The organism is Krasilnikovia sp. MM14-A1259, from assembly GCF_047159535.1.
Taxonomy (GTDB): domain Bacteria; phylum Actinomycetota; class Actinomycetes; order Mycobacteriales; family Micromonosporaceae; genus Actinoplanes.
Genome location: NZ_BAAGAJ010000002.1, coordinates 5,441,194 through 5,455,314, shown reverse-complemented (window position 1 = coordinate 5,455,314; position 14,121 = coordinate 5,441,194). Strand labels below are relative to the sequence as shown.

The 14,121-nt window shown below is 71.9% G+C and carries 15 protein-coding genes; 8 read left to right on the top strand and 7 right to left on the bottom strand.

The genetic code is table 11. From position 1 onward, the window contains the following. Nucleotides 1-12: 12 nt before the first annotated feature. Nucleotides 13-2,037, top strand: a complete 2,025-nt coding sequence (locus ACMCNK_RS24695) for a SpoIIE family protein phosphatase (RefSeq protein ID WP_412738753.1) — start codon at nt 13-15, stop codon at nt 2,035-2,037. Nucleotides 2,038-2,066: 29 nt separating this feature from the next. Continuing rightward, complete coding sequence (locus ACMCNK_RS24690) at nt 2,067-2,633, top strand: dihydrofolate reductase family protein (RefSeq protein WP_412738752.1); 567 nt, start codon at nt 2,067-2,069, stop codon at nt 2,631-2,633. Between the two features lie 7 nt (nt 2,634-2,640). Here the strand turns inward: ACMCNK_RS24690 and ACMCNK_RS24685 are convergent, their stop codons facing one another. Both ACMCNK_RS24685 and ACMCNK_RS24680 read right to left on the bottom strand, forming a co-directional pair. After that, the gene (locus ACMCNK_RS24685) at nt 2,641-3,000 is read right to left on the bottom strand and encodes an STAS/SEC14 domain-containing protein (protein ID WP_412738751.1); all 360 of its coding nucleotides are present in this window, start codon (nt 2,998-3,000) and stop codon (nt 2,641-2,643) included. Nucleotides 3,001-3,056: 56 nt separating this feature from the next. After that, a complete protein-coding gene (locus ACMCNK_RS24680) occupies nt 3,057-4,235 on the bottom strand; it encodes an FAD-binding oxidoreductase (protein WP_412738750.1) in 1,179 nt (392 codons plus the stop codon). A 236-nt stretch (nt 4,236-4,471) separates the two neighbouring features. On the opposite strand from ACMCNK_RS24680, the gene ACMCNK_RS24675 reads away from it, so the two are divergent. The 4 genes from ACMCNK_RS24675 (at nt 4,472) to ACMCNK_RS24660 (ending at nt 7,835) form a co-directional block, all read left to right on the top strand. After that, the gene (locus ACMCNK_RS24675) at nt 4,472-6,559 is read left to right on the top strand and encodes a S9 family peptidase (protein ID WP_412738749.1); all 2,088 of its coding nucleotides are present in this window, start codon (nt 4,472-4,474) and stop codon (nt 6,557-6,559) included. 110 nt (nt 6,560-6,669) lie between these two features. Next, the gene (locus ACMCNK_RS24670; RefSeq protein ID WP_412738748.1) at nt 6,670-7,023 is read left to right on the top strand and encodes an STAS domain-containing protein; all 354 of its coding nucleotides are present in this window, start codon (nt 6,670-6,672) and stop codon (nt 7,021-7,023) included. Between the two features lie 86 nt (nt 7,024-7,109). Beyond that, nucleotides 7,110-7,550 carry a large conductance mechanosensitive channel protein MscL gene (gene mscL, locus ACMCNK_RS24665; RefSeq protein WP_412740972.1) on the top strand — a complete coding sequence of 147 codons (441 nt, stop codon included), beginning with the start codon at nt 7,110-7,112 and terminating at the stop codon, nt 7,548-7,550. A gap of 60 nt (nt 7,551-7,610) precedes the next feature. Beyond that, nucleotides 7,611-7,835, top strand: coding sequence for a hypothetical protein (locus tag ACMCNK_RS24660; protein WP_412738747.1), 225 nt, complete (start codon nt 7,611-7,613; stop codon nt 7,833-7,835). 10 nt (nt 7,836-7,845) lie between these two features. On the opposite strand, the gene ACMCNK_RS24655 is transcribed toward ACMCNK_RS24660, so the two are convergent. Further along, nucleotides 7,846-8,610, bottom strand: a complete 765-nt coding sequence (locus tag ACMCNK_RS24655; RefSeq protein WP_412738746.1) for a zf-HC2 domain-containing protein — start codon at nt 8,608-8,610, stop codon at nt 7,846-7,848. 50 nt (nt 8,611-8,660) lie between these two features. Further along, on the bottom strand, nt 8,661-9,281 hold the full coding sequence (locus ACMCNK_RS24650) for a CGNR zinc finger domain-containing protein (protein WP_412738745.1): 621 nt from the start codon (nt 9,279-9,281) through the stop codon (nt 8,661-8,663). 168 nt (nt 9,282-9,449) lie between these two features. On the opposite strand from ACMCNK_RS24650, the gene ACMCNK_RS24645 reads away from it, so the two are divergent. Beyond that, entirely contained in the window at nt 9,450-10,250 is an 801-nt protein-coding gene (locus tag ACMCNK_RS24645; RefSeq protein ID WP_412738744.1) for a peptidoglycan-binding protein, read from the top strand. Here ACMCNK_RS24645 and ACMCNK_RS24640 read toward each other — a convergent pair. The 3 genes from ACMCNK_RS24640 to ACMCNK_RS24630 form a co-directional block, all read right to left on the bottom strand. Continuing rightward, nucleotides 10,247-11,482 carry an EAL domain-containing protein gene (locus ACMCNK_RS24640; RefSeq protein ID WP_412738743.1) on the bottom strand — a complete coding sequence of 412 codons (1,236 nt, stop codon included), beginning with the start codon at nt 11,480-11,482 and terminating at the stop codon, nt 10,247-10,249. The genes ACMCNK_RS24645 and ACMCNK_RS24640 overlap by 4 nt on opposite strands. A 179-nt stretch (nt 11,483-11,661) precedes the next feature. Continuing rightward, nucleotides 11,662-12,375 carry a hypothetical protein gene (locus tag ACMCNK_RS24635; protein ID WP_412738742.1) on the bottom strand — a complete coding sequence of 238 codons (714 nt, stop codon included), beginning with the start codon at nt 12,373-12,375 and terminating at the stop codon, nt 11,662-11,664. 166 nt (nt 12,376-12,541) lie between these two features. Then, a complete protein-coding gene (locus tag ACMCNK_RS24630; RefSeq protein WP_412738741.1) occupies nt 12,542-13,084 on the bottom strand; it encodes a DUF4190 domain-containing protein in 543 nt (180 codons plus the stop codon). Nucleotides 13,085-13,391: 307 nt separating this feature from the next. On the opposite strand from ACMCNK_RS24630, the gene bluB reads away from it, so the two are divergent. Next, the gene (gene bluB, locus ACMCNK_RS24625) at nt 13,392-14,081 is read left to right on the top strand and encodes a 5,6-dimethylbenzimidazole synthase (protein WP_412738740.1); all 690 of its coding nucleotides are present in this window, start codon (nt 13,392-13,394) and stop codon (nt 14,079-14,081) included. Nucleotides 14,082-14,121 lie beyond the last annotated feature (40 nt).

Below are 14,121 nucleotides of genomic sequence, written 5' to 3'. Positions count from 1 at the left end.
GAGGATGCATGGGTGTCAGTGGAGGCCGACCGCGTCGCGACGGGGGTGCAGGGTTCGTTCACCCGTCGTGTCCGGCTCCCCAACGACCGGCGCACGCCCGCCGCCGCGCGGGCGCTGGTCCGTTCGGTGCTGGCGGAAGCGGGCCTCGACGCCCTGCTCAACGAGGCTCTGCTGCTGACCACGGAGCTGTCCACCAACGCGGTCGTGCACGCCAACACCGACCTCGACGTCGAAGTGGCCGCCGACCGTGACGGTCTCACGGTCATCGTCACGGATTTCGCGCCCGGCCCGGTCGAGCAGCTCGCGGTCGGGCCGCGCAACGAACGCAGCGACATCGGCGAGGTCGCCGAACGTGGTCGCGGACTGTTGCTGGTCGACCACTTCGCCACCCGGTGGGGGACGGTGCACCAGCCCAGTGGCAAGGGCGTCTGGTTCCGGCTGGAACGCCCGGATGCCGCGCCGGCCGCAGAACCCCCGGCACCCGACGAGGCCACCCCGGGCGCGGGCGCACTCACCACACTGCTGCAGAGCGACCCGGAACGGCACACCGACGAGGGGCTCGCCGATTTCGGCGCGGACCTGCTCGCCCGGCTGGCCCGGCTCACCGGCGCCTCCGGTGCGGTGCTGCGACTCGACCGCGGTGACGGCCGGGGCCGCCAGCTCATCGCCCGGTACGGCCGGGCACCGCGCGACGACGCGGCCACGATCCGGATGCCGCTGAGCATTCCCCGCCCGTACGTGGGTGAGCTGGAGCTGGACGCCTCGCCGGTCGGCTTCGCCGAGCCGCTGGCCCGCATCGTCGCGGAGCGTTTCGCGCTGCACCTGGAGAACGATCGGCTGCGCCGCGCCGACCTGCGCCGCCAGACCTGGCTGACGTTCCTGGCCGAGGCGAGTGAACTGCTCGCCCAGTCGCTCGACGTCAACCTGACGATGGCGCTGATCCCGCAGCTCGTGGTGCCCCGGCTCGGGCTGTGGTGCGCGGTGCACACCACGGACGCGTGGGGCCGGCTGCAGCTCGCCGCCGCCACCCACGCCGACGAGTCGGCGCTGCCCGCGCTGCACGCCACGCTCGCCGAAGAGGGGCCCGACGGGGTGCTGGCCCGGCTGGAGGAGGCTTCCAAGCTGGGCACTCAGGTCATGTTCGGCACCCCGACGGAGGGTTTCGTGGTGCCGCTGGTGGCGCGCGGGCAGCGGCTCGGCACGCTCGCGGTCGGGCGGCACCCCAAACACCGGCACGACGCCGACGAGGTCGCGGTGCTGGAGGACGTGGCGCGCCGGGCGGCGCTGGCCATCGACAACGCCCGGATCCACGACGAGCGGCGTACGGTCGCGCGCACCCTGCAGGCCTCGCTGCTGCCGCCGGTGCTGCCGGACGTGGCCGGGGTGGGCTTCGCCGCCGAGTACGTGCCGGCGGGCTCCGAGGTCGGCGGCGACTTCTACGACGTGGTGCCCACCGGCGCGGACAGCTGGGTGGTGGTGGTCGGCGACGTCTCCGGCAAGGGGGTGCAGGCCGCCACGGTGACCGGGCTGGTCCGCGACGTCATCCGGATCCTGGTCGACGACGGCAAGCCGATGGCCGACATCCTCGCCCGGGTCAACCGCACGCTGGTGCAGCGCGGCGGCGGCCGGTACTGCACGCTCGCGCTGGCCTCGGTCGACCGGGAGCACGACGCGACGCTGCGGGTGAGCCTGCACCTGGCCGGGCACGACCGCGCGGTGCTGGTGCGCGCGGACGGGCGGACCGCGTTCGTCGGGGCGGGCGGCACGGCGCTGGGGCTGCTGGAGACCATCGCCACCCCGGCCGCGTCGGTACGGCTGCGGGCGGGCGACTCGCTCATCTTCTACACCGACGGGGTGACGGAACGCCGCCGCGGGCGGGAACTGTTCGGCACCGCGCGGCTGCGCGAGGCGGCACGGCCACTCGCGGGGTATCCGGCGAAGGTCATGGCGGCGCGGCTGCGCTCCACCACGATCAACTTCTCCGTGGAGGAGCCGCGCGACGACATCGCCATCCTGGTGCTGCGCAACGACGCCTGAACGTCGTACCCGGGTGGCAGCATCGGGGCGTGGCCAGGACGCAGTACTACACGGCGACCAGCATCGACGGTTTCATCGCGGACGCGGGCAACTCGCTGGACTGGTTGTTCGAGGTGCCTGAGGACGAAGAGGCGGACAACCCGTTCGCGAGTTTCTTCGCCGGGGTCGGCGCGTTCGCGATGGGCGCGACGACGTACGAGTGGGTGCTCGCGCACGAGAAACTGCTCGACGAGCCGCAGAAGTGGGCCGGCTACTACGGCGCCGTGCCCGCATGGGTGTTCACCCACCGCGACCTGCCGCCGATCCCGGGGGCGGATCTCACGTTCGTGCGCGGCGACGTGCGCCCGGTGCACGCGGCGATGACCGCGGCGGCCGGGGGCCGCAACATCTGGGTGGTCGGTGGTGGCGAGCTGGCCGCGACGTTCGCGGACGCCGGCCTGCTCGACGAGATCATCCTGGGGGTGGCCCCGGTGACGTTGGGCGCGGGTGCGCCGGTGCTGCCGCGCCGCCTCACGGCACACCGTCTCACCCTCAGCGAGATGCGGCAGCGCGGGCAGTTCGCCTATCTCACGTACGCGGTCGGCCCGCCCGGCTGAGCCCCGTTCAGCCGGCCGCCCATGTGGTGGCCTGGTTGCGCTCAGCCAGCGGGAAACGCCGCACGTCGCCCGGCGACATCCAGCCGAACAACGACACCAGGTGGATCATCCAGTCGATGTCGGTGACCAGCGCGATGCGTTTCCACTTGGTCAGGTGCTCCATGCCGACCTTCAGGTCCTGCCAGGCGGCGCCGCCGGACATCCCGCCGAACTGCTCGAAGACCAGCACGAGGCGGACTTCACCGCCCGCGGCGAGTACGCCCGCGATGGCGGGGGCGAGCACGTCGCGGTAATCCGAGGCGTGCAGCTCACCGACGGCCCGGAAGCCGATGACACCGTCGGGCAGGTCCTCCAGCGCTTCCAGCATGCCGATCCCCGATCGTCGCGTCGCGTGCCCTCAGCCTGACATGCCGGACACCTCTGTCAGAACAGGTCGCGGCGGTCGGCCACGTCGACGGCCCGGGCGGTCGACGGGGGCGCGGAGATCACCACAGCACGCCCACCACGGGCCAGCAGCACGCCGCGGACCGCGTCGAGGATCGCCTCCACCCGCTCGGGGCCGGTGGTGCCCGGCAGCACCGCGTGCACCATGCCGAGACCGGCCGAGCCGCGGATCGGCACCACCGCGCCCGCCGCGTCCCGCAGGGCGTACACGGCGGCGTGCAGGTCGGCGATCGGCACGGCGATGCGCAGCGCCACGTCGTCGCGGCCGAACGGGTACCGGCCCCACCACTGCGGCGCCATCCCCGTGACGGTGACCCCGTCCCCGAAGGCCTTGGCGAGCCGGGCGGCGCGCTCCTGGACGCCGGGTGCGGCCCCCTCCAGCAGGACCGCGAGCGAGCCGGGCGGCTGCACCGTCGTCTGCGGGACCGCACGGGGCAGGTCGACCTCGATGGCGCTCGGCTCGACCCGCTGGGCGAGCGTCGCCGCCACGAGGTGGTGCACCTGCAGCGGGGTGGACACCGCCACCGACACCCAGCGGCGGGCCGCGGGCATCGGCTCCAGGCGAAGCGTCGCGGACACGATGACGCCGTCGACCTCCATGCCACCGGGACGGCCCCGGCGGGCACCCGGGGCGAACGCGCGGGGGACGCCTGCGGGGTCGACGTAGCTGACGTGCTGGACCTGGTCGGCCGCGGAGCCGTACCGGTGGCGCAGGGGGCCGGACTCGTTGACCGCGAGCATGCCGCCGACGGTCGCGCGGGACGACGGCGGGTCGGCCGCGAGGCGCTGGCCGTGCAGCGCGAGCGCGGCCTGCACCGCCCGCACCGGTGTGCCCGCGCCGACCTCGGCGGTGCCCTCGTCGGGGTGGTGATGCCACACCCCGGCCAGGCGGCCGGTGTCGAGCAGCAGGTCGACACCGGGCGGCGGGGTGCCCCAGTCGAGCTTGGTGCCCGCGCCGCGCGGCATGACGGCCAGGCCGCGGGTCGTGGCCAGGCGCAGCGCGTCGGCGACCGCGGTGGCGGTGGCGGGGCCCACGACGAAGCTCGCCCGGCGGGCCGCCACGGTGTCGGCCGGGCCGGCGGGGCGGGCGAACCCCGGGCCACAGATGTCGATCAAGGCCCGCAGCACGGGGTGCCGGGGCGGCAGGACGGAGCTCATGCGACGCCTGATGAGGCGACGGTGAAGGACATCGGAACTCCCGGGGCGTGAATTTCGGAGACCTGATGCGGAGGTGGCACGACTGCAGAAATCGATGGCCGAAGATCTATGGGGCGAAGATCGTCCATTCTGGCCATCGTACACATGTTCGAATGAACGCGGGGAGGTGGAGGGCGGCCACCGGCACCACAACGGACAGCGACCGGACCGCCACGACCGCCCGGTAACCTGAGCCGGTGACCACCGAACTGCCCGACACTCCGCCCGCCGTCCGCCGGACACCCAGCGTGCGCACCCGGCACGGCGACACCGTCACGGACGAGTACGCCTGGCTGGCCGACCGCGACGACCCCGCGACGATCGCCCACCTGAAGGCGGAGAACGCCTGGACGGACCACGCCACCGCCCACCTCGTCCCGCTCCAGAACACGATCTTCGAGGAGATCAAGCGGCGCACCCAGGAAACCGACCTGTCGGTGCCCAGCCGCAAGGCGGGTTTCTGGTACTACAGCCGGACCGTCGAGGGCAGCCAGTACGCGATCCACTGCCGGGTGGCGGTCCGCCCGGGCGAGACCACCCCGCCGGTCACGGACGACGGTGCTCCGCTCACCGGCGAGCAGGTGCTGCTGGACGGCAACGCCCTGGCCGAGGGCAAGGACTTCTTCGCGCTGGGCACGTTCGACGTCAGCCCGGACGGCCGGTTCCTGGCGTACTCGGTGGACTTCGCGGGTGACGAGCGGTTCACGCTCAAGGTCAAGAATCTGGAGACCGGCGAGGTGCTGCCGGACGAGGTGCCGGACACCTCGTACGGCACGGCGTGGTCGGCGGACGCGTCCACGCTGTTCTACCTGACCGTGGACGACGCATGGCGGCCGTACCGGGTGTGGCGGCACACCGTCGGCGAGCCCGCCGCCCAGGACGTGGTCGTGTACGAGGAGGCGGACGAGCGATTCTGGGTCGGCGTGCACCTGAGCCGCAGCGAGAAGTTCGTCGTCATCGACGTGCACAGCAAGGTGACCAGCGAGGTCCGGGTCGTCGACGCCCGCTTCCCGACCGCCGAGCCCGCGGTGATCGCGGAACGCCGGCAGGGCGTGGAGTACTCCGTGGAGCATCACGGGCACCGGTTCCTGATCCTGCACAACGACGGCGCGGAGGACTTCGCGCTGGCGTACACGTCGGTGGACAACCCGGGTGACTGGGTGGAGCTGATCGGGCACGAGCCGGGTACCCGGCTGGAGGCGGTGGACGCGTTCAGCCGGCACATCGTGGTCTCGCTGCGCAAGGACGGGCTGACCGGGCTGCGCATCATCGCCGACGGCAGCACGGACAGCTACGACATGGAGTTCCCGGAGCCGCTGTACAGCGTCGGCCTGGCCGGGAACCCGGAGTACGACGCGAAGTCCGTGCGGATCTCGTACACGTCGCTGATCACCCCGGAGTCGGTCTACGACGTGGATCTGGTGACCCAGGCGATGACGCTGCGCAAGCGCCGGCCGGTGCTGGGCGGCTACGACCCGGACGAGTACGCCCAGTACCGCGAGTGGGCGGTGGCCGACGACGGCACCCGGATACCGATCTCGATCGTGGCCCGCAAGGGGGTCCCGCGCAACGGCACCGCCCCGCTGATGCTGTACGGCTACGGCTCGTACGAGACCAGCATCGACGCGTACTTCTCCATCGCCCGGCTCTCGCTGCTGGATCGCGGCGCGGTGTTCGCGATCGCGCACGTGCGCGGCGGCGGCGAGATGGGCCGCCGCTGGTACGAGGACGGCAAGCTGCTGGCCAAGATGAACACGTTCACGGACTTCGTGGCGTGCGCGCAGGCGCTGGTGCGCAATTCGTGGACGGCGGTGGACCGGCTGGTGGCGCGCGGCGCGTCGGCGGGCGGTCTGCTCATGGGTGCGGTGGCCAATCTGGCGCCGCAGGCGTTCGCGGGGATCGTGGCGCAGGTGCCGTTCGTGGACCCGCTGAACACCATTTTGGACCCGTCGCTGCCGCTGACGGTCACGGAGTGGGAGGAGTGGGGCAACCCGCTGGAGTCCGCGGACGTGTACGCGTACATGAAGTCGTACAGCCCGTACGAGAACGTGGCGGCGGTCCGCTACCCGGCGATCCTCGCGGTAAGCAGCCTCAACGACACCCGGGTGCTGTACCACGAGCCGGCGAAGTGGATCGCCCGGCTGCGGGCCGTCGCGCCGGAGGGGTCGTACCTGCTCAAGACGGAGATGGGTGCCGGACACGGCGGCCCGAGCGGCCGGTACGACGCGTGGAAGGAGGAGGCGTTCGTGACCGCGTGGTCCCTGGGCGTCATGGGCCTGGCGTAGGCGGCTCGAACCACCGCGGGGCCGACGGTGCGCAGGTCGCCGACGGGGCAGCCTCGTCCGCACGGCACCCGCCGTGGAGTAGCGTCTCCCCCAAAATACGGAGGTCCCTGATGTCCCTGACGGTACGCACGGAACAACGCGGCGACGTGGTCGTCCTGTCAGTCGGCGGCGAGCTCGACATGGCCACCGCGCCGCAGTTGCAGGATCAGATCAGCGACCTCTTGGAGCGAGGCCGGACCCGCCTGGTCTTCGATCTGGCCGAGGTGTCGTTCTGCGACTCGACCGGATTGTCCGTCTTCGTCCGTGCCAAGAACAGCACGGACGACGCGGGCGGGGCGGTGCGGCTGGCCGCGCCGCAGCGCGGTGTGCTGCGCATCCTGGAGGTCAGCGGGCTGGTCGAGGTGCTGGGCACGTACCCGACCGTGGATGAGGCGATCGCCGCCGACGAGCCCGCGCTCGACTGACGCGCACGGCCGGGTTTGCCGGCCGCCGGTCGAGGGCATCTGCGATCGTCCCCTCCGATCGCACTCAGGAGTCTCCCGTGCCGTCGATGCTCAAGGGTTTCAAGGACTTCGTCATGCGCGGCAACGTCGTCGATCTCGCGGTCGGCATCGTGATCGGCGCCGCGTTCACCGCGGTCGTCACCGCGTTCACCACCGGCTTCCTCAAGCCGCTGATCCAGCTCACCACGGGCGGCAGCGGCGTCGCGGCCAACGGCTGGAAGGTCCGCGACGGCGTGGTCTTCGACTGGGTGACCTTCGTCAACGCCTGCATCACGTTCGCGCTGACCGCCGCCGCGCTCTACTTCCTGGTCGTCTACCCGCTCAACCGGCTGGCCGAGCGGCGCAAGCGCGGCGAGGAGCCGCCGCCACAGGCGCCGAGCGAGGAGGTCCGGCTGCTCACCGAGATCCGCGACGCGCTCGTACAGGGGCGGTCGTACCAGCGTCCGGCCGATGGGGTGGTCCGGCCGGATCATCCTCCGCTGCGCTGACGGCAGAGAATCACCCCGTCCCCATTCCCTTCGAACGCATGTTCGATAGGGTGTGGCCCCATGGAACAGCGGAAGCACTGGTGGAACGGCAAGTGGGGGCGCATCGCGCGCAAGGACGTCTATCTGCGTACGAGCGGCGACCAGTGGTATGTCGAACAGCGCGCCGGCGGGGCGGACGGCGTCTCGCACTTCTTCGAGTACGACAGCGAGGAAGCCGCGCTGGACACCGTCCGTGCCCTGCTGGTCGGCCCGGACGACTGGCGTGAGCTGTCCGTCCGCCCGTGAGCGCCGGTGGTCAGGCCGCTGGGCGCTTCGCCCTGGCGGTGAGCGGGCCGGGCGGCCGCGGCACGAGTCGCAGTCCCGGCCGGGCGGGCGGCGCCGCCACCTCGTTGTCGGCGTCGAAGCGGGCCCGCCAGCCCGAGTCCCCGCCCACCCGGGCACCGGGCGGGCCCACCGGCGCGGGCATCCGCGACAGTCCTACCACCAGCAGGTATCCGAGGATGACGAAGCCGTGGCTGACCAGCCGGGCGCCGTCGACCCGTGCCCCGCTCAGGTCGTTGACCGACAGCAGCAGGAGCATCCCGATGAACGCGGTGAGCATCGGGACCAGCCCGGTCGGGCGGGAGCGGCGCAGCGCGATGAACAGGTATCCGGCGCCCACGGCGGCGTTCCAGGCGGCCGACTCGTGCCACAGGTGCCCCGGCGTCGCGTCCACGCCGGCGTGGACGTGGCCGGCGCCGATGCCGCCGCCGATCTGGGCGAGGCCGAGGATGAGTTGCACCGCCCCGACCGCGGCGAGCAGGACGTACAGGACGGCGGCACGGGGCAGCCGGGAGGCGCGCGGGGGCGGCGGCACGGCCGCGAGGATGGCCGCGCTCAGATCGGGCACCCCCACCGCCGCGCCCGTACGGGTGAGCCGGTTGACCGCGGCCGCGTCGTCCAGCCAGCGCCGGCAGCCGGCGCAGCCGGCCAGGTGTTCGTCGACCCGCGCGCGGTCGGCCGGATCGTCCTCGCCGTCCAGCTGCGCGGAGAGCATCTCGCGCCACCGTTCACACGCCATGCCCTGATAGTCGCTGCCCGGGCCGCGGTGGTTCCCGGCGGGGTCCCGGGTTAGCCGTGGGAGCGGGGAAGCTGGCTGCCGCTCTCGCCGAGCAGCCGCTTGCGCTCCCGGAAGGCGCGCAGATTTGCGGTGTTTCCGCAGGTGCTGACGTCGTGCCAGACGCCGCTGTTGTTGCGTGAGGTGTCGAAGAAGGCGGCCCGGCAGTCGACGTTGTGACAGAGCTTGAGCCGGGGCCACAGCCCGGCCTGCTGGGCGAGCAGCGCCTCCGCCCACAGCGCGGAGGCGAGCCACCGGGTGCCCCGCCCGGCAGGGACCATGCGCACCCAGCCGTCCGCGTCGGGGACCAGGGAGACCGGCACGTCCGCGGGCGGCAGCGCGCCGTCGGCCTGGACGGCGTGATGCCCGGCCAGCACCACCCCCTCGAACGTGCTGCGCAGCCGGCGCAGCGAACGCAGGTCCGTCGACGAGAGCAGCAGCACCGGGGCGGGCAGGCTGGCAACACGCGACCAGGTGGCGACGGCCTCGGTGAGCCAGCGCTGGGCATCGTCCGCCGAGGCCAGCAGGTCCGGGCCGCAGGACATGGTGGCCCGGGTGTTCAGCAGGTCCTGCAACAGGGCGAGCCCGGCGGGCGCCTCACGCACGCCGTGCCGGGCGCTGGCCTTCCATGACATAACCGAAGCCTACTTGATTCTTTTCCATGCCTCCGCGGCCCTCGATGCTGATCGGCATGAATGCCGGGAACGGCGCGATCCGGCCCGGATCGTGAAGTCGCGCTTTACGTCAGACCGTTGGCCTTCGATCAAGTCCACGGCCTGGCACCCGCCGGGTAGCCTCGGATCATGGTGCGGAGGATTCTCGCGTCCGTGGCTGCCGCCACGGCAACACTTGCGCTGGCCACGGCGTGCGACACCGGCGCCGGGTCCGGTACGGCGGCAGGGCCGGCCCCCGTACCGTCGTCGTCCGCGACCGTGCCCACGACGTCGGCCGCGCCGTCCGTGCCGGCCACCCCCACCGCATCGGAGTCGGCGCCCGCGCCTGAGATCACCACCAAGCTCCGCCGAGGCGACAAGGGCGCCGAGGTGGTGGCGCTGCAGAAGCGCCTCACCGAGCTCGGCTACTGGAACGGCAAGGCGGACGGCACGTTCGGTGGCACCACCCAGCAGGCGGTCTTCGCGCTGCAGAAGGCCGCGGGCATGGGCCGCGACGGGGTCGTCGGCCCGAAGACCCGCAAGGCCCTGGAGCGGGGGGTGCGCCCGACCGCACGCAGCACTATCGGCCACGTCGTGGAGATCGACAAGAAGCGGCAGCTGCTGATGGTCGTCCAGGACGGCCGGGTCACCGGGATCCTGAACACCTCGACCGGGTCGAACCAGAACTACGAGTACAAGGACCACACCTACCTGGCGCACACGCCGAGCGGGAAGTTCCAGGTCTACCGGCAGATCGACGGGTGGCGGCACGGGCCGCTGGGCCCGCTGTGGCGGCCGAAGTACTTCAACGGCGGCATCGCGGTGCACGGGGCGTACAGCATCCCGCCGTACCCGGCGTCGCACGGGTGCGCGCGGGTCAGCATCCCGGCGATGGACTGGCTGTGGTCCAGCAACCAGTTGCCGCCCAGGACGAAGGTGTGGGTGTACTAAGCCGCCGGCGCCTGCCGCTCGGCGACGCGGTAGTAGTCCCACAGCTCGCTGACCGTGGTGGCCCGCCCGAAGTGCCAGCCCTGACCCAGGTCGACGCCGAGCCCTTCGAGTGCGGCGGCGTCCGCCTCGGTCTCCACGCCCTCGGCGACCAGCCGGGCCCCGGTGGCCCCGGCCAGTTCCACCAGCGCGTGTGCGACCACGCTGAGCACGGTGTCCCCGGCGATGCCGGCCACGATGCTGCGGTCGAGTTTGATGATGTCCGGCGCAGTGATCACGATGTGCCGCAGCGAGGAGAACCCCGCCCCGACGTCGTCGATGGCCAGCCGCATGCCCCGGCCCCGCAGCGGGGCGAGGACCGCCTTGAGCGCGTCGTAGTCCTCGACCGGGTCGTGCTCGGAGAGCTCCAGGACCACCCGGTCCAGCGGCAGCCGGCTCAGGAAGTCGGTGCAGTCCGGGCTGAACAGCGTGGACGGGGACACGTTCATCGAGACGTATCCGGAGACGTGGGGCAGGTGGTCGGCCGCACGCCGCAGCGCCAGCAGTTCCAGCCGGTGCCCCTCGCCGATCGCGTTCGCCTGCGCGAAGCACGCGTCCGGTGGCAGTCCCCACTCCTGCGGGAAGCGGCTCAGCGCCTCTGCGCCGACCCGCCGCCGGGTCGCGAGATCGACGAGCGGCTGCAGAAGTACGGTCGGGCCGCCGGCCGCGATCACGGGCCTGAGCCGGCCCTCGATCTCCGAGAGGCGTTCCTGGTTCCGGATCTGCGGCTCGATGATCACCGAGGCGGCCTGGGCCAGCACCTCCATCAATGCGATGTCGCGCGTGCTGAGCCGGCTGTCCGGCGTGAGTCCCGCGGCGCAGAACGTGCCGTACACGGAGCCGTCGCTGAGCACGACGGGCACGGACACGAAGCTGCGGATGTGCAGCAGGCGGGCCCCCGGCATCTCCATGGCATCCGGGAAGTCCTGCATGTCCGGGATCACCGGCGGCAGCCTGCCGTCCATGACGGCCTGGCAGAACGTATCCTCCACCGGGTGGGTCATGCTCTGCGGACCGTCCATCGGCAGGGCGGAGTCGATGACCTCGATGTGCTGGTGGGTGTCGTCCATGCGGCTCAGGAACGCGACGCTCAGCCCGAGTGCCTGCCGTGCCGTGCGCAGCAGTTCCCCCACCTGCTGGTTCTCCGCGAGCCGCTCATGCAGCACCACGTCGCCGGGTCCCGGATGCGTCAGCATCGGCACCACGAAGCCGGCAGCGCCGGGACACGGACTTGGGACCTGAGCATGCGGGATACCTCCGGAGGTGGTCGCGCTCTGTATCGGCCGCCACAGCGCAGAGTTGAGCTGTTGGTCACTACGATGCATTCTGCGACCTCGGCCGGACGGTCACCGGGGGTGTGACCACCGGGCCGGGATCAGCCGCCGAGCACGTCCACCCGGGCGTCGAACGGCTGCCGCCCCGACGGCGCCGGCGCCGGCGCGGCCTCGATCCGGCGCCGCACGCCGCGCAGCATGCCGGTCGCCATGACGAAGTCGGCCGGTACGAGCGCCGCGTGGTAACCCACGGTCAGCCACCACGGCGCGGTACGCCCACGCATGCGCAGGTGCAGCCGGGTCCGCCCGCCCGGCAACGCGGTCAGCCGGAACGCCCAGGTCCAGTCGATCATGGCGCCGTGCCGCCGCCACCCCGGCGGCACGTGGGTCGTGGAGTGCAGCACCAGCGCGTGGGGGCGTACCACCTCGGCGACGACGTACCAGGCTGTGCCGGGCGCGCCGTCCGGGATCACGTCCCCGGGGGCCAGATCCCGCACGAGCAGCGGGTCGAGCCGATCGAGGCTGGGCCAGTTGGCCGGGAACACCAGCCGGTCCACCCAGCGCGGCGTGTAGTACCCGCCCAGCCGCCAGCCCAGCTGCGCCAGCCACGGCCACACCTGCAGCGGCGTCGCGCCGACCGTGACGGCGTGGTCGGTCACCATCGTGGGACGAAGCACCACGTCGTCGCCGGGCAGCCGGGCCGCCCGCTCGGCTGCCGTGGATCCGGCCCGCCGACCAGCCCGGTAGAGGGCGCCGTATCCCAGCGCCGCCGTGACGGCCAGCAAGCCTCGCGTCCGCGCCCGCACGACAACCACCCCCAAAACGGTACGGGTCAACCGTGTCGCCGCAGGTCATTCCCGTCCAGAGGCCAACGGCCCCCGCGCGGACGCCGCACCGATTCCGGGCAAGCAAATGGCGGCACCGGCGCATGCCGGTGCCGCCATGACCCGCCGCCGGGGCGACGGGATCAGTTCCGCTTCGTCAGCTGCCGATGGTGCACAGCGAGTCGATGGTCGCGGCGTCCTTGCTGACCTTGTCCATGATGCCGGGCGGGATCTCGCCGGTCTTGGTGGCGTTCTCCAGCTGGGAGTAGTCGTCGGCCATGGCCTTGACCGCGTCGCGCACGTTGTCGTGCTTGGCCTTCGCGGCGGCGGCGTTGAGCTCGTCGATGGTGCCCTTCAGCGAGCTGGCGTCGGCGCTGCCGGCGCCCTTGATGATCGCGTCCTTGGCCGCGGCGCAGCCCGGGTCGGCCACGGTCGAGCTCAGGAACACGACAGCGACCGTCGTGACGCTGACGATGATCAGCGTCGAGACGATCAGGCCCGTGATTGCCAGCCCGCGGCCCTTGGCGCGGCCCGCGCCGGTCTTGAACACGGCGATCAGGCTCAGCAGGAAGCCGAGCGGCGGCGTCAGGAAGGCCAGGATGAGCCCGGCGATGGCCAGACCGCTCGTGCCGGCCTGCGGCGCCGGTGCGGCCTGGAAGTTCTGCTGCTGAGGCTGGGGTACCTGCTCGTCGAGCGACACTATGTCAATCCAATCTGGGATTTCGAGATCAGCGCCACGCGAACGTACTTGTTGCATCGCCGCACCGCTGCCCCGTTTTGCAATCGTTATCCGGGGGAGCTCTGCGACGCCGAGCAGGCCGTTCCAGACGCGTCGGCGCGGGGCAATCTTGTCCGAATTACGTTGCCCGGTAAGGAAAACCCGATTTAGAAGGAATGCGGATCCTCGCACCGCACCGCAGGGCCCCGGCCGGCCGGCGGGGAGTATGCACAGTAGACCTTGGATGCCCCGAGCCGCGCTCAGGGCTGCGACCGACTCAGGAGTGCCCGTGACCGCCCCGTTGTACGACGTCATCCACCAGCGCCGCGACGTGCGGGCCGAGTTCACCGGGGCGGCGATCCCCGTCGGGGTGCTCGACCGCATCCTGGCCGCCGCCCATGCCGCGCCCAGCGTCGGCCTGTCGCAGCCGTGGGACTTCATCCTGGTCCGCGACCGTTCGCTGCGCGACGCCTTCCACCACCACGTGCAGCAGGAACGGGACGTCTTCGCGGCGGGCCTGACCGGGGAGCAGGCCGACCGCTTCGCCCGTATCAAGATCGATGGAGTGCGGGAATCGACGTTGTCGATCGTGGTCACGTACGACCCGGAGCGCGGCAGCCCGGCCGTGCTGGGCCGGCACGCAATCGCCGACGCCGGTCTGTACTCGGTGTGCCTGGCGATTCAGAACCTGTGGCTCGCCGCGACCGCCGAGCAACTGGGCGTGGGCTGGGTGTCGTTCTACCGCGAACCGTTCGTCCAGAAACTGCTCGACATCCCGGACCGTATCCGGCCGGTGGCCTGGCTCTGTCTTGGCCCGGTCACCCATCTGGAGCGCGTCCCCGACCTCGAACGGCACGGGTGGCGGACCCGCCGCCCATGGCAGGACGCCGTACACCACGACCGCTGGGAACACTGTCACGAATTTCCGGCGGACGCCGGCATCAATGACGGGGCCAATACCGTAAATGCGGCCCACTGATCACCGTCACATACAGCAATGGCGGGGCCCGGCCGATCAT

Coding starts and splice junctions, on each gene's coding strand:
- ACMCNK_RS24680 (WP_412738750.1), bottom strand. CDS start 4,235: ATGAGCTCCGTCCTGCCGCCCCGGCACCCCGTGCTGCGGGCCTTGATC.
- ACMCNK_RS24655 (WP_412738746.1), bottom strand. CDS start 8,610: ATGGCGTGTGAACGGTGGCGCGAGATGCTCTCCGCGCAGCTGGACGGC.
- ACMCNK_RS24685 (WP_412738751.1), bottom strand. CDS start 3,000: ATGCTGGAAGCGCTGGAGGACCTGCCCGACGGTGTCATCGGCTTCCGG.
- ACMCNK_RS24670 (WP_412738748.1), top strand. CDS start 6,670: ATGTCCCTGACGGTACGCACGGAACAACGCGGCGACGTGGTCGTCCTG.
- ACMCNK_RS24645 (WP_412738744.1), top strand. CDS start 9,450: ATGGTGCGGAGGATTCTCGCGTCCGTGGCTGCCGCCACGGCAACACTT.
- ACMCNK_RS24640 (WP_412738743.1), bottom strand. CDS start 11,482: ATGCTGACGCATCCGGGACCCGGCGACGTGGTGCTGCATGAGCGGCTC.
- mscL (WP_412740972.1), top strand. CDS start 7,110: ATGCTCAAGGGTTTCAAGGACTTCGTCATGCGCGGCAACGTCGTCGAT.
- ACMCNK_RS24650 (WP_412738745.1), bottom strand. CDS start 9,281: ATGTCATGGAAGGCCAGCGCCCGGCACGGCGTGCGTGAGGCGCCCGCC.
- ACMCNK_RS24660 (WP_412738747.1), top strand. CDS start 7,611: ATGGAACAGCGGAAGCACTGGTGGAACGGCAAGTGGGGGCGCATCGCG.